The 15,044-nt window shown below is 61.7% G+C and carries 9 protein-coding genes; 6 read left to right on the plus strand and 3 right to left on the minus strand.

All coding sequences use genetic code 11. The features are described from left to right. Positions 1 to 65 precede the first annotated feature (65 nt). Positions 66 to 635, minus strand: coding sequence for a TetR/AcrR family transcriptional regulator (locus tag AC3I65_RS15540; RefSeq protein ID WP_047225855.1), 570 nt, complete (start codon positions 633 to 635; stop codon positions 66 to 68). A gap of 122 nt (positions 636 to 757) precedes the next feature. Between AC3I65_RS15540 and AC3I65_RS15545 the strand changes: the two genes are divergently transcribed. Then, positions 758 to 1,516, plus strand: coding sequence for an SDR family oxidoreductase (locus tag AC3I65_RS15545; RefSeq protein WP_488523967.1), 759 nt, complete (start codon positions 758 to 760; stop codon positions 1,514 to 1,516). A 110-nt stretch (positions 1,517 to 1,626) separates the two neighbouring features. Next, entirely contained in the window at positions 1,627 to 2,367 is a 741-nt protein-coding gene (locus tag AC3I65_RS15550) for an NADPH-dependent F420 reductase (protein WP_257220704.1), read from the plus strand. Between the two features lie 115 nt (positions 2,368 to 2,482). On the opposite strand, the gene AC3I65_RS15555 is transcribed toward AC3I65_RS15550, so the two are convergent. Together AC3I65_RS15555 and AC3I65_RS15560 are read right to left on the minus strand one after the other, a co-directional pair. Then, complete coding sequence (locus tag AC3I65_RS15555; RefSeq protein ID WP_305466155.1) at positions 2,483 to 3,904, minus strand: diaminobutyrate--2-oxoglutarate transaminase; 1,422 nt, start codon at positions 3,902 to 3,904, stop codon at positions 2,483 to 2,485. A 122-nt stretch (positions 3,905 to 4,026) separates the two neighbouring features. Beyond that, entirely contained in the window at positions 4,027 to 6,087 is a 2,061-nt protein-coding gene (locus tag AC3I65_RS15560) for a TonB-dependent receptor (protein ID WP_488523968.1), read from the minus strand. Between the two features lie 248 nt (positions 6,088 to 6,335). Here AC3I65_RS15560 and AC3I65_RS15565 point away from each other — a divergent pair, with 248 nt between their 5' ends. The 4 genes from AC3I65_RS15565 to AC3I65_RS15580 all read left to right on the plus strand — a co-directional run bounded on the left by AC3I65_RS15565 (position 6,336) and on the right by AC3I65_RS15580 (position 14,987). Then, the gene (locus AC3I65_RS15565) at positions 6,336 to 7,313 is read left to right on the plus strand and encodes a TauD/TfdA family dioxygenase (RefSeq protein WP_107322861.1); all 978 of its coding nucleotides are present in this window, start codon (positions 6,336 to 6,338) and stop codon (positions 7,311 to 7,313) included. A gap of 7 nt (positions 7,314 to 7,320) precedes the next feature. Continuing rightward, a complete protein-coding gene (locus tag AC3I65_RS15570; RefSeq protein WP_488523969.1) occupies positions 7,321 to 10,749 on the plus strand; it encodes a condensation domain-containing protein in 3,429 nt (1,142 codons plus the stop codon). Between the two features lie 17 nt (positions 10,750 to 10,766). Beyond that, positions 10,767 to 11,813 carry a TauD/TfdA family dioxygenase gene (locus AC3I65_RS15575; protein ID WP_488523970.1) on the plus strand — a complete coding sequence of 349 codons (1,047 nt, stop codon included), beginning with the start codon at positions 10,767 to 10,769 and terminating at the stop codon, positions 11,811 to 11,813. 111 nt (positions 11,814 to 11,924) lie between these two features. Next, complete coding sequence (locus AC3I65_RS15580) at positions 11,925 to 14,987, plus strand: non-ribosomal peptide synthetase (RefSeq protein WP_488523971.1); 3,063 nt, start codon at positions 11,925 to 11,927, stop codon at positions 14,985 to 14,987. The last annotated feature ends 57 nt before the right edge of the window (positions 14,988 to 15,044 follow it).

Here is a 15,044-nt window from a genome sequence, read left to right on the forward strand (position 1 = left end):
AAGGCGCTCCGGTCATTCCGTTTAAACCACGGCATGACCGGTAGTGGTTTGCGTTTGGACGAAAGCTACACGTTATTCTTCAGGCTTTCAGGGCTACCTGCGCATAGACCATCCATCACCAAGTCCATCAATCTGGCGAGACGTGGGCGCCATTCGCTCTGGGAATCTATTTGCCATATTCCAGCAGTGGCTAGAAAAAAGTCGTCGTGGGTAACCCCGCTACGAATCGTTCCGGCCTTTTCATTAGCCCTCAAAAGCAACTCGGCGGCTGCCTGGACCGGCGCGTATCCCGACTTCCCAGGAAATTCGTAAGTAGAGGCTGCTTGCCGTATCGCGGTCGCAAGTCCCGCCTTGGTCATTGCATATTCAACGAGGCAGTCCATCCACTCTCGGAGGGCCTCCTTAGGGGGTTTTGTGGCGAGTAGCTGTTCGGCCAACGAGGCCACTTGCTGCATTTCGAATTGGTAGACCTCGAATACCAGCGCCTCTCTGTTGGCGAAATGGCGATAGAACGTGCCCTGTCCCACTCCAGCCTTCTTCGCAATCGCACTCAGCGGGACCGCAGGATCGAGCGTCAGCTCTGCCACAGCGACCTTCAGAATTCGTTCTCGATTTTTCTTGGCGTCAGAACGCATCGCCACTTCGTCATTCCTGGGCAAAGTTATTTCCTTCGCTGCATTGCAAAGCGGACAGTTGTCCGGTAATTTTTAACACAAGTGGACAGCTGTCCGCTTTTGTTCTCTTACTGGAGTTTACTATGAACAGCACGGGCAACACGATTCTGGTTACCGGCAGCACCTCAGGCATAGGCCTTGGTCTGGCGCTAAGGCTTCACCAGGCGGGAAACAACGTAATCATCGCGGGACGGCGCAAGGCTCTGCTCGACAAGATCGTGTCGGAACATCCAGGCATTGAATCGGTAGTGCTGGACGTCTGCGATCCGCAATCCATCCAGCGCACCAGCGAAGCGCTTGCGATCAGTCACCCCAATCTGAACGTGCTCATAAACAACGCGGGCATCATGCACTGGGAGGATCTGACTGATTCCCAATACCTGAGCACAGCCGAAGATATCGTGACAACGAACTTGCTTGGCACGATTCGCATGGTGTATGCATTTACTCCCCAGTTGCTCAAGCAGCCCAGTGCCACGATTATCAATGTCAGTTCGGCGTTGGCCTTCGTCCCGCTGCCTGCGACACCGACCTACAGCGCAACCAAAGCGGCAGTTCATTCATTCACTCAAAGTCTTCGAGTGCAGCTGGAGAACTCATCAGTCGAGGTCATCGAGCTTGCGCCACCGGGAGTGCGCACCACTTTGCTTGGACAGGAAAATGACGAACACGCCATGCCCTTGGACGAGTTCCTGAATGAAATCTTCGCACTGCTCGAGATCGCTCCGACCCCACAAGAACTGGTCGTCGAGCGCGCCAAGCCACTACGGTTTGCTGAAGCGAACGGTTCACATGCTGAGGTACTCGAAATGCTTGCGGGATACAAACCACCGGCAGAATGATCTCAACCGTGCGGATGACACCTGAAGTATTGCTGGATCTTCGCCACACACTTAATTCGTTCGCACACCCAGGCAACGGTAATTGAATATTGTTTGTATGCGAGGAGGTTATTGACATGAAAATCGGAATTATCGGCGCGGGCAACATTGGGGCTACTCTTGCCCGTAAGCTCGCTGCATGCGGCCATGAAGTGAAACTGGCCAACTCGAAGAGCCCTCAGAGTATTCAGGACCTCGCCAACGAAATCGGTGTACGGGCGGTGACCAAGGAAGACGCTGTGTCGGATGTGGATGCGGTTATCCTCTCGATCCCCTTCGCGAAGTACCCCGATCTGCGCCAAACGTTAAGTCATGTTCCCGAGAAGGTCGTCGTCATTGACACGTCCAATTACTATCCGGGACGAGACGGGGCGATCAAGGAGGTAGACGACGGCAAGCCCGAGAGCATCTGGGTAAGCGAGCAGATTGGTCGCCCGGTCGTCAAGGCATGGAACGCCGTTCTCGCAGCGACTCTTGCCGACAAAGGCCAACCAGCCGGGTCTTCAACACGCATCGCCTTACCCGTGGCTGGGGATGACCCCTATGCCGAGGCAATCGCGCAGGATCTTGTCGAGGATACCGGGTTCACCGCGCTTGCCGCTGGCAGCCTTGAGAGTTCATGGCATCAGCAACCAGGCACGCCTGCATACTGCACCGAACTAACCCTGCCGGAGCTAAAATCGGCCTTGTGTGCGGCTGATAAAATCAGGGCGCCTCAAAACCGGGACGCACTTCTGGCCAGATTCATGGCTCCCGGTGGTCAGTTTACACATGAGCAAATTGTTGCCACGAATCGTGCAATGACAGCCTGACTATCGAACTGCTGAATCGCGCGGCCACCGCCAGATTAGGCGGTAGCCGTCGCTCAATCTCAACGCCGGCAAAGCACAATCCGTTACGGCGGGCGCGCATCGGCGGATCAAATGATTATTGCGCGGAGCCTTCGCTGAGCGTGCTTGCTGCCTGAAACAGGATCTGCCCCACAAAATCGATCTCCTGCTCAGTGATGATCAGCGGCGGCAAGAAGCGCACCGTCGCCCCATGGCGCCCACCAAGCTCGACGATCAAGCCGTGCTTCAGGCAAGCCTGCTGGAAGGCCTTGGCCCGGGCTGTGTCCACCGGCGGGTGGCCCTGTACATCAAGGGTGCCCTGCGGGTCGACGATTTCCATCCCGAGCATCAGGCCGCGACCACGTACATCGCCGATCCAGGCGAACTCGTTTTGCAGCGCCTGCAGTTGTTTTTGCAGATAAGCGCCGACCTTTTCAGCGTGCTGGACCAGACCTTCATCGCGGATGAAACGCAAGGTCGCGGTACCGGCCGCCATCGCCAACTGATTGCCGCGGAATGTGCCGGCGTGGGCACCCGGCTGCCAGACGTCCAGCGACTCGTGGTAGACCATGACCGACAGCGGCAACCCGCCACCGATGGCTTTGGAGAGGGTGATGACATCCGGCGTGATCCCCGATTGCTCGAAGCCAAACATCCGGCCACTGCGGGCAATGCCGCACTGGATCTCGTCGACGATCAGCGGGATACCGTGGGCCTGGGTCAATCGGCGCAGTTCCTGCAGCCAGCGGTCCGGCGCGGCAATGACCCCACCCTCCCCTTGAATCGGCTCCAGGATCAGCGCCGCCGGTGCGGTCACCCCGCTTTCCGGGTCGTTGAGCAAGTGCTCCAGGTAACGCACGTTCAACGTGACTGCCTGATCGCCGGCCACCCCGAACGGGCAACGATAGTCGTGCGGGAACGGCAGGCGCTGCACACCTGGCATCAATGCGCCGAGGGCATTTTTCGGTGACAGGTTGCCGCTGATGGCCAGCGTACCCAGGGTCATCCCGTGATAGGCCCCTTCGAACGCCAGGACTGAATGCCGCCCCGTGGCGGTGCGGGTCAGCTTGAGCGCGGCCTCGACCGCATCGGCCCCACTCGGGCCGCAGAACTGGATGCGTGCATGGCGAGCGAACTCGCTAGGCAGGCAAGCGAAAATCTCTTGGACGAATGCGTCCTTCACGGGGGTCATGAGGTCCAGGGTGTGCATCGGCACACCGGCTGCCATGACCTGAGTGATGGCTTCGATAATCACCGGATGGTTGTGGCCCAGCGCCAGGGTGCCGGCACCGGCCAGGCAATCGACAAACACTTGCCCCCGGCTGTCCTGCACATAAATGCCATGGGCCCTCTCAAGCACCAGCGGAATGCGTCGCGGGTAACTGCGGGCGTTGGATTCCTGCTGTTGCTGACGTTCCAGCAGTGGGGTCGAATCGAGGCAGTAAGGACTCGACAGGCCGGTGTGCAACAGGCGCAGCTGTTGCGCGCCACCCGCTGTGACATTCGAAAAAGCACTCATGATTTCCTCCATGGAGGCTGGGTTTGGAAGGGAACGAACAGCCTGGAAACAAACATCCGATACGTTGCAGGACAGGCGCGAGGAGATTGCCTCCCCGCGCCTTTGGGTTTACATGTCGTCGCTTACATATCGTAACGAAGGCTCATGCCCACCGTGCGCGGTGCGCCGACGTCGATGATGTCGTCGTTACGATTGTTGGTGACGTATTCCTTGTCGAAGGCGTTTTTGACGTAAGCGGACACAGCGACGTTCTTGGTGACTTTGTACTCGGTGTTGAAGTTCACCAGCACATAGGCGTCGCTCTTACGCTCACCAGTGACTTTGCCGTTTGAATCGAACTCATACTCCGAAGGCGCGGTGCCCTGATAGACAACGTCCGTGCCGAATATCAGACGGTCGTCGAAGCGATAGACACCCCCCACAGAGGCCTTGTATTTAGGCGAGAAGAGGAACGACTCACCACTCCTGTCCTGACCGCTGTCAGAGACGAAGTCCTTGTATTTGCTATCGGTCACGGCCGCGCCGACGTTCAGGGTCAGTTGCTCGGTGATGTCTTTTTCGACGAAGACTTCCAGGCCCTTGATGTCACTGCGACCGGCGTTGTAGATATCAATGACCGCGCTACCGTTCTGCCGCACGCTGACCTGCTGGTCTTTCCAGTCGGTGTAGTACAGGTTGGCGCGGGTACGCAGAGTTTTGTCGAAGAACGAACCACGATAAGACAGCTCGTAGTTGGTGGTGTATTCCGGGTCGTAGGCCTGGTGACCACTACCGGAGCGCAGGTTGACGCCGCCACCGCGATAGCCCTTCTGCACCATGAAACCGAGGTACTGGTCCGTTGCCAGTTCATAGTCGATGCCGAGTTTCGGCAGCACGGCATCAAACGACTTCTTGATTTTCTCGGGAACGAAGCGGCCGTCCTCTTCGATATCGGTATCGTTCGTCTCATGGTCGTAACGCAGACCGGTGATCAACGTCCAGCGCGGTGCGAACGTCCAGTTGACTTCACCGAACACCGCCTTGTTTTCAATCTTGGTATCACCTTTGACCGTACGAACCAGCACGTCATCGAAAAACAACCGGTCGTGGAAAGCGTTGGTGTTGTGGCCATAGTACGCACCCACAAAACTCTTCACTGTGTCTGAGGCGTAATTCAGGCGCAGCTCCTGACTGAACAGGTTACCGTCTTGCTTACGCAGCACGACCTCGTCAGCCAACGCCGTCTGGTCAAAGTCCAGACGGTTGCTGTAGTCGGTGCTGGTATTGGCGGTCATGCTCGTCAGCGACCAGGCATCGTTCAGACGATAATCCACCTTGGCGCTGAGGGTGTCCTGCTTGAGGTTGTCGAAAGCCTTGGTGTTGGACGCGATATCGTAATAGCTCGGCTTGCCGTTGACGCGCATGGTCGAACGGTCGCCCTGGCGGTGTTCGCTATGGGCGTAGGTCAGCAAGACATCGGTGTCGTCATTGGGCAGGATCAGCAATTTGCCGCGGGTGTTGCTGGTGCGACGCGGGTTGGCGTCGTCATTGAGCGTGGTGTTGCGGATGTAGCCGTCACCTTCGCCATAGTCCACAGCGATACGCCCGGCGATCTTGTCGTCGACGATGGAACCACCACCGGCCACCGCCGCCCCGCGCTCGCCGTAATTGCCCACATTGGTTTGTGCCGAGAAGCTCGGTTCGAAAGTTGGGTTCTTGGTCCGGATAACCACCGCGCCGGCCAGGGAGTTACGGCCCTGGGTGGTGGATTGCGGGCCAAGGAATACTTCGACCTGCTCGGCATCCCAGAGCGGGACCGGGCTGAGGGTCAGCGCACGGTTGGGCTGCACGGCACCGTCGACATACACCGATACCGCACCATTGAGGGCCGCCGGGCCCTGATCGTCAAAACCGGACACCGGAACACCACGGATACCCCAGTTCTCATTGCCGGCCTGGCTATAGACGCCAGGTGTGCGGGCAAACACATCCACCAGGTCCTTGTCGCCGTGCTCACGCAGACTCTTGTCGGTGACGACCACGACGCTGGACTGGGTCTGCTCAAGCGTGCGGTCGATTTTTTCACCTGTCACGGTGATCGGAGCAATCTCCATCGTGCCGGCTTCTTCGGCCGCCCATGCAGCGTTGCTCAGGCCTATGGCCGACCCTACAGCCAACGCAATTGTGTTCTTTTTGAAATTCACGCCCCGCTCCCCTGCGACAGATATTTTTAGGTTTTTTGAGCTGGCCGAAGGCTGTGTGGCGCCAGCGGAGCGGAGTCTAATCCAAAAAAAAAATTAAATAAATAGTATTGATAATCCATCTCATTTGTACCTAGTATGACGTCTTGTATTGATTTGAATACATTACAGACGAGTCCTACACAACCGACCGCTGCCCTGCTTTCAAGGTCTTGTGACTGGTCGAAGAAGACAAAAGAGGATGTACAAGGATGACCTCAATCGAACACCTGAACGGGCGTTCCGAGCTTTTTTCCATGGCGCCCACGGATGCAAGCGCCCAGTCGCTACCCCTGCTGGTGCAGGGGGCATCGGGACAGTCGATCCACGATCTGGACGCCTCGATTCGCGACAGCCTGGCTCATGCCCTGACCACGGTTGGCGGCGTGTTGTTTCGCGGTTTCACGGTCGCCACGCCCATCGATTTCAAGCGCTTCGCCGCCAGCTTCGGTACACCGCTGGCCAGTTACGAATTCGGCTCCACGCCACGCAGCAAGGTCTTCGCCGGGGTCTATAGCTCCACGGAATACCCGGCCCATCAATTCATACCCTTGCACAACGAGCAGGCCTACACCCGCCCTTGGCCTTCGCGCATCTGGTTTCACTGCATCAAGGCCAGTGAAACCGGCGGCGAGACCCCGATTGCCGACAGCCGCCTGATCTACCAGCGCATGCCCGCCGAGATCCGCGAGCTGTTCGCCAGCCGCGAGTTGCTCTATGTACGCAACTACAGCGGCGCCCTGGACCTGCCTTGGGAAAAAGTCTTCAACACCCAGGACCGTGCCCAGGTCGAACGCTACTGCCGGGACAATGACATCGAGTGGGAATGGAAAGCCGATGGCGACCTGCGCACCCGCCAGCGTTGCGCCGCCGTGCAGCAGCATCCCGATACCGGTGAATGGGTCTGGTTCAACCAGGCGCACCTGTTCCATGTCTCGGCCATCGAACCGAGCGTACGCGCCAGCCTGCTGGCAGCGGTGGGTGAAGAGAACCTGCCGCGCCATGTCTATTTCGGCGACGGCTCGGCCATTGCCGACGACATGCTCGACACCGTGCGCGAGGTTTATCGCGAGACTGCCATCAGTTTCCCCTGGCAACCGGGCGATATCCTGATGCTCGACAACCGACTGGTGGCACACGGTCGCAATCCTTTCACCGGTGACCGCAAAGTCATCGTGGCCATGGCGTGAATTGCACATGTTTTCATTCAAACATTGGATCGAGGTGCTGGAAGCCAACGCCCAGCACTTCCCTCAGCGTGCTGCCCTGCATTTCTTGCCGGACGGTGTAAACATCGGCGAAACCCTGACCTTTGCCCAACTGCACGAGCAGTCCCAGTCCCTGGCGGCCGCGCTGCAAGCGCGTTATGCGCCGGGTGATCGCGTGCTGTTGATGCTGCCCAGCAGCCTCGACTACGCCCGCGCCTTCTGTGCCTGCCTATATGCGGGCCTGATTGCCGTGCCGTTGTTTCCGCCACCGTCGCGCAAACCGCGCCACCTCGACCGCGTCCGCAACGTGGTAGTGGATGCCGAGCCGGCGCTGATTCTGGCACCGGCGGATCATTGCGAAAGCCTGCAGGAACTGGTGGAGGGCCGCGTCGAGGTGCTGACCGTCCAGCACCTGGGCACACCACCGACCAGCCAGTGGCAACGCCCGGCTATCGACGGTTCGACCGTAGCCTTCCTGCAATACACCTCAGGCTCGACCGGCTCGCCAAAAGGCGTCGAGGTGCGTCAGCGCAACCTGATCGCCAACGTCGAACTGATGCGCCAGGCGTACGATTTCGACGAGCACGGCGCCATGGTCAACTGGCTACCGCTGTATCACGACATGGGCCTGATCGGCGGCATGCTGGCTCCGCTCTACAGCGGCATGCCGTGCTACCTGATGGCTTCCCAGACCTTCGTCAATGCGCCGTCGACCTGGCTGCAGGCATTGAGTCGCTACCGGGCCACCGCCAGCTTCGCCCCCAACTTCGCCTATGCCCTGTGCAACCGCGTGGTCAGCGACAACCTGATCGCACAGCTGGACCTGAGCAACTGGAAACACGCCATCAACGGCGCAGAGCCGATCCATCCCGGCACCCTGGAAGCCTTCGCCCAGCGTTTTGCCGCCTGCGGCCTGAACCCGTTGGCCATCAGCCCCGGTTATGGCCAGGCCGAAGCAACGCTGTGCGTCAGTGCCACGCCGGCCGATGCGCTGCCGGTGGTGCTGCGCCTGGACAAAGCCGTGCTGGAGAGCGGTCGCGTGGCCCTGGCCGCTGCCGATGCCGCCGCGGTGGAGTTCGTCGCCTGCGGTTATCCGCAAGCCTTGCACAGCATCGCCATCGTCGACCCGCACACCTTCGAGCGCTGCGCCGCCAATCGCATCGGCGAAGTCTGGCTCAAGGGCCCGAGCAACGCCGAATCCTACTGGAAGAATCCCGAAGCCACTCGTGAGGCCTTTGAGGCACGGATTGTCGGCTCATCGGAGCATTACCTGCGCTCCGGCGACCTGGGCTTCATGCACGAAGGCCAGGTGGTGATCTGCGGGCGGCTCAAGGACCTGTTGATTCTCAATGGGCGCAACCTTTACCCCCACGACATCGAATTCGCCATTACCGACGCCGAGCCGGGCATCCGTACCGGACGCATCGCCGCCTTCGCGCAAATGGACCCGGCACTGGGCCGCGAGAAACTGGTGATTGTCGCCGAGCCGCAGCGCAAGTTCGTCGACCCGGCGCATCATCCGGCGCTGTTCGCGTCGATGCAAAACGCTGTGCGCGAAGCCGCCGACTGCGGCATCGACCAGATTGTGCTGGTGCAAGCCGGCACCATCCCGATGACCACCAGCGGCAAGATCGCCCGCCAAGGTGCGCGCAAACAACTGGCCGCCGGCACGTTGAGCATCATCGCCCAGAGCGGTGGAACGCTGGCCTCGAACGACGAGCCCCTTGACCTTGCCCAGCTCAAAAGCCTGGCGACCGAAACGTCGCAACAGGCCCAAGCCGCTTGCCACCAATGGCTGGAACAGACGCTGCACGCGGTCAACCCGTATTTTTCCGCCGACTTCGACCTCAGCCTGATCGGCCAGGGCCTGGATTCCATCGGCGTGGCCGACTTTGCCGCGCGCCTGCACAGGGACCTGGGCTGGAACCTCGATACCCAAAGCCTGTTCGGGGAAACCACCCTGGGGCAATGGGCGCTGGCCCTGCACGCTTTCCTCAATGATCCAACGCCAACGGCCGATGCTCCCACCGAGCAGACCAACCCCAGTCAGGGGCATCAGTCGTTCGCCCAGCGTCGCTTGTGGTTCCTGCGCCAACTGAACCCGGACGACACCCGCCACAACCTGGTACTGCACCTGCGCCTGCAAGGTCCGCTGGACATCGAGACGCTGGCCCTGCGCCTGAACACGCTGGTCGAGCGTCACGGCGTGTTGCGCACGGTGTACCGCGACAGCGTCGATGGTCCGCAACAACAGGTGTTGCCGGCCACGGCTGTGGCGCTGGTCCATCATGATGTGCGTGAGCAGAACCAAGCGCAGCAACAGCAGACGTTGGACGAACGCCTGGCCCAAGAACACGCCACCCCGGTCGATCTGCAAGCCGGCCCAGTGCTGCGAGCGCAGTTGCTCAGCCGCCATGACCAACAGCATGACCTACTGTTGACGCTGCACCACATCGCCTTCGACGGACGCTCGGCGCAAATATTGTTGGCAGAACTGGCGGGTTCGGCGGACGCCGCGCTGCCGGGGCAATACCTGGCTTTCGCCCAATGGGAAGCCCTGCACTGGAGCGAACAGCGAATCGCCACCGAGCAAGGCTTCTGGCGCGAACACCTGGCCGGCATGCCGCAAACGTTGGAACTGGGTGGCAGCGGCCAGGCCCCGGGCGAATACAGCCTGGACTTCAACGTGCCGCAGACCGGCTGTGAGCGCTTGGCAGCGCTGGCCCGCGAACAAGGCATGACGTTGTTCATGTTGTTGCTGGCCAGCTACCAACTGGTCCTCAAGCAACTGGGCGGCCAGCCGCAGTTCCTGTTGGGCACCGACGTCAGCGGCCGACCGCTGGCAGAGCACAACGACGTCATCGGTTTCTTCGTCAACCAGTTGACCCTGCGTTGTGACTTGCGCGGCGAAGCGACCCTGGCCGGTTTCCTTGAGCAGGTTCGCGATGAGTCGCGCCTGGCCTATGCCCATCAAGGCCTGCCTTTTGATCTGGTGGTCTCGGCACTCGCGCCGCAGCGCCGCCCCGGTCACTCGCCGCTGTTCCAGGTCAAGCTCAACTATCAACCGTCACGGGTGACCCCGACTGCCATCGCTGGCGCGCAGTTGTCCGCGCTGGACGTGGCCCAGGCACCGGGGGACTTCCACCTGGTGCTCGACCTGGTGCACGGCGACGAAGGCCTCGCCGCGACCCTCAAGTATCGCGGCGAATACTTCGACCGGGACCGTGCCTTGCGCCTGCAACACCTGTGGACGCGCCTGCTGGAGCAGATGCACAGCCTGCTGGACGAGCCGTTGCCGGCACTGGCCGAGCGCATCGACAGCTGGGATCAGGCCTTTACCCGGGAGCGACAGCAGTCCCAGGCGCTGGCCGGTCGCAGCCAGATGATGCAAGCCAAACGTCGCTCCTTGTCCCTTTAACCGAGTCGGATGCCGTTATGTCTATCGTGCCCCCATCGCCACGCGCCTTTGGCGCCGTGCGTCGCAAAGCCATGAACGTCTCGGAACAACAGTTGGTCACCGAGCGCCTGCTCAGTCCGGACCACGCGCTGCCCCTGGTGATCGAACCGGCGGTCAGCGGCGTTGACCTGATCGCCTGGGCCGCCCGGGAACGCGAGTCGCTGGAAAAGAAACTGCTGCAGTACGGCGCCCTGCTGTTTCGCGGCTTCAACGTCGCGTCTGTCGAGCAGTTCGACCAGGTGATCGCCGCCCTCTCCCCCGGAGCGCTGGAATACATGTTCCGCGCGTCCCCCCGGACACGGGTCGGCGGCAACATCTACACCTCGACCGACTACCCGGCCGACCAGATGATTTTTCCCCACAACGAGCACTCCTACTCGCCGCGCTTCCCGCTGCGGTTGTTCTTCTACTGCCAACTACCGTCCGAGACCGGCGGTGAAACACCGATCGGCTCGACCCGCGCCGTAAAGGCCAGGATCAGCCCGCAGATCGAAGCGCGGTTCCGGGAAAAAGGCGTGCTGTACGTTCGCAACTACGGCGACGGTTTCGGCCTGCCGTGGCAGAGCGTGTTCCAGTCCGAAGACCGCCGCGAAGTGGAAGCCTACTGCGCCAGCGTCGGCATCGAAGTGGAATGGAAAGACAACAATCGCCTGCGCACCCGCCAACGCGGGCCGGCCGTGGTGCGCCACCCGCGCACCGGCGAAGAGGTCTGGTTCAACCACGCCACGTTCTTCCACATCAGCACCCTGCCCGAGCGAATCCGCGATTCGCTGCAAAGCAACTTCAACGACCTCGACCTGCCCACCAACACCTTTTACGGCGATGGCGAACCGATCGAACCGCAGGTCCTGGAGTCGCTACGCGCGGCCTACCTCGACTCGCTGGTGCGCTTCAGCTGGCAGCAGGGGGACGTGTTGTTCATCGACAACATGCTCGCCGTGCACGGTCGCGAACCCTTTACCGGCAAGCGCGCCATCATGACCGGCATGGCTGAAGCCCTGCTGTCGAGCGACGTTGCCGTCTGACATTCAACGGGTCCACCCGCCGTTCGCAGGCGGCTTGCCTGACACGAGTCCAGCAAGCCCCGACGTCTGTGCGGTGATCCAGGCTCAAGCCCTTTTCCAGTCGAGATGAACATGAGCGGACTTCAAGGTTTTCGTATTTCCCCGCAACAGGCATCGGTTTACCCCCACACCCACGGCGCAGCGCAGCACCCGTTCAGCTGTCATTTGCAATGGTCGCTGTCGCAACCGCTGGACATCGATGCACTGAACAACCGCCTGCAGGCACTGGTGGCCGGCAGCGAAATCGTGCGCACACGCCTGATGCCCGTGCCCGGCCTGCGTCACCCGGTGCAGGTGATTGACGAAGCCGGCTCACTGGCGGTGAACCTCCAGGACCTGCGCCAGCACAGCCGCGCCGACCAGGACGCCGCGCTCGCTCAGCTCGCCACCCAGCCCCGTGACTGGACAACCCCGCTGTGGGTGACCCTGGTGCGCCTGTCCGATGAGCAAGGCGTGCTGGACCTCGCGGCGGCCAGCAGCCACTTCGACCTCGCCAGCCTGAAATGGCTGGCCGCTGCATTGCTGCAAGACACTGCCACGGACCTGTCCGAAACCCTGCAGTACGCCGATTACGCCGAATGGCGCTGGAGCCTAGTGGAAGACGCACCGGATCATCCGGGCGTGAGCTTCTGGAAACCTGCGGGCGACACCGAACAGGCCACCTTGCAGCTGCCGCTGGAATCGCCCCTCGATGGTGGATTTGCGCCGACCCGACTGGAGCTGACGCTGCCGGCCGACCTCGCCCGTCACCCGGCCCTGACCCCGGAACTGCTGCTGGCGGCATGGGCAGCGGTCCTGGGACGACTGGCCGGCCAGCAACAGGTGCCACTCACCCTGATCCATGAAAGTCGCGGCGCGGAACTGGAGAACACCCTGGGCCTGTTCGAACAGTGCCTGCCCGTGAGCATCGAACTGGATGCCCAGGCGACTCTGCTGGAGCAAAGCACGCAAGTGGCCGCCACCCTGGAACGGCTGATTGGCTGGCAAGACTATTACACCGGCGACCACCACGCCGGATACGCTTTTGCCTGGCGCTCCGGCGATGCCCGGGAGCGCCACGCCAGTGCGGTCATGAACCCGTTGAAGGCTTGCCTGAACGTCCGCCAGTTGCCCGACAGCCTGCACGCGCAGGTGGTCTACGACCGCCATGTCCTCAGCGCCGACGCTGTGGGCTGCCTCGCCGAACAATGGCTGCAACTGCTGCACGGCGCCCTGGCCGAACCGCAACGGGGCTGGGCTCAATTGCCCCTGGGTGGCGCGCTGCAATCGCAGTTGATCGGTGCCGGCGCGAGCGCACCCTCCATCGAACCGGTGACGCTGGTGGAATTGATTGCCCGTCAGGTTCGCCAACAACCGAACGCCATCGCCCTCAGCGACAAGGACGGCGACCTGAGCTACAGCCGCCTCGACGCCTGCGCCACGCAACTGGCCCATCAACTGGTCGCCGCCGGCATCGGTCCAGGGGTGCCCGTCGGCATCCTGTTCGCCCGCAGCAACGCGGTCATTGTCGCCATGCTCGCCGTCTTGAAAGCCGGTGGCGCCTACGTGCCCGTCGATCCGACCTACCCGGCCGACCGCCGCGCCTACATGCTCGCCGACAGCGCCATCGCCCACATCGTGGTCAGCGCCGAACTGGCCGACAGTGTGCCGGCCAACCTGCAACGCTTCGTGCTGGGAGAGCTGACAACACAGGACCTCGGCGACTGTCCGGCACTGCCCTTGCCGGACGCCAACGACCTCGCCTACCTGATCTACACCTCCGGCTCTACCGGTGCGCCGAAAGCCGTGGAAATCAGCCACGGCGCCTTGAGTTTCTCGACCCAAGTGCGCATGGCGGCCTATGAGACTCCGGTGCGCGCCTACCTGTTGTTGTCGTCGTTTGCCTTCGACAGTTCGGTCGCCGGGATTTTCTGGACCCTGGCCCAAGGCGGACGCCTGGTATTGCCCGCCCCAGGCGAAGAGTTGGAGATGGCCCGCCTGGCGCAGTTGATTGCCCAGCACCAGGTCAGCCACGGACTGTCGCTGCCGTCGCTGTACCAAGCCCTGCTCGATCAATTGCAGCGCAGCGGGGGAACCGACAGCCTCGCCTGCTGGATCGTCGCGGGTGAGGCTTGCCCGCCGTCGCTGATCGCGCAACACAGCAAGACCCTGCCACACGCACATCTGGTGAACGAATACGGCCCCACTGAGGCCACCGTCTGGGCCACCTATGAGGTGCTGGACCCACGCCGGAACGTCAGCATCGGCCGTCCGATCGCCGGCATGGACCTGCGCCTGCTGAATGAATTCGACACGGCTTGCGGCATTGGCGAACCGGGTGAAATCGTCCTCGCCGGCCCCACCCTGGCCCGCGGCTATCGCCACAAACCCGAAGAAACCGCCAAGGCCTTCGTCACCCTAGCCGACGGCACTCGCGCCTACCGTACGGGTGACCTGGCGTGCTGGCTGGCCGACGGGCGCCTGGCATTCCTGGGGCGCAAGGACCATCAGGTCAAGGTGCGCGGCTACCGCATCGAGCTGGGCGAAATCGAACGCCAATTGTGCAGCCACAGCGATGTGCGCGAAGCCGCGGTGATCGTCCAGGAACATGCCGCCGGCAAGCGCCTGCTCGCCTATGTCCTGGCCGCCCACGGCTACGCACCGGACTCGGAGGCGATCAAGCGTTTCCTCGGCGAGCGTCTGCCGTCGTACATGGTGCCGGCCCTGGTGCTGACCCTGACGAGCTTTCCGCGCACGCCCAACGGCAAGCTCGACACCCGCCAGTTGCCCGACCCGGAGCAGCTCGACGAAAGCGCCCACGTGGCGCCGCGCAACGCCATGGAAACCACCCTGCAAGCCATCGTCGCCAAGGTCTTGAAACTCTCGACAGTGAGCGTCACCGACAACTTCTTCGCCATCGGCGGCGACTCGATCCTGAGCCTGCAAGTGGTGGCCCAGGCCCATGAGCAAGGCATCGCGCTGTCGGCCAAGCAAGTGTTCGAACGCCAGACCGTCGCAGCCATGGCCGAGGTCGCGCAACCGCTGGACCCGAGCACCGCCGAGCCGCAAGCCGACAGCACCGAATTCAGCGCCTCGGGCCTGTCCGATGACGAAATGCAAGCGCTGATGGCCGAACTGGACGAGGCCGACCTGTGAACGGTTCTTCTCGTCACCACGCCATCACCGTCGCCCCTATTTACGCAGGATCCTTTC

This window comes from Pseudomonas sp. N-1-13, from assembly GCF_057787095.1.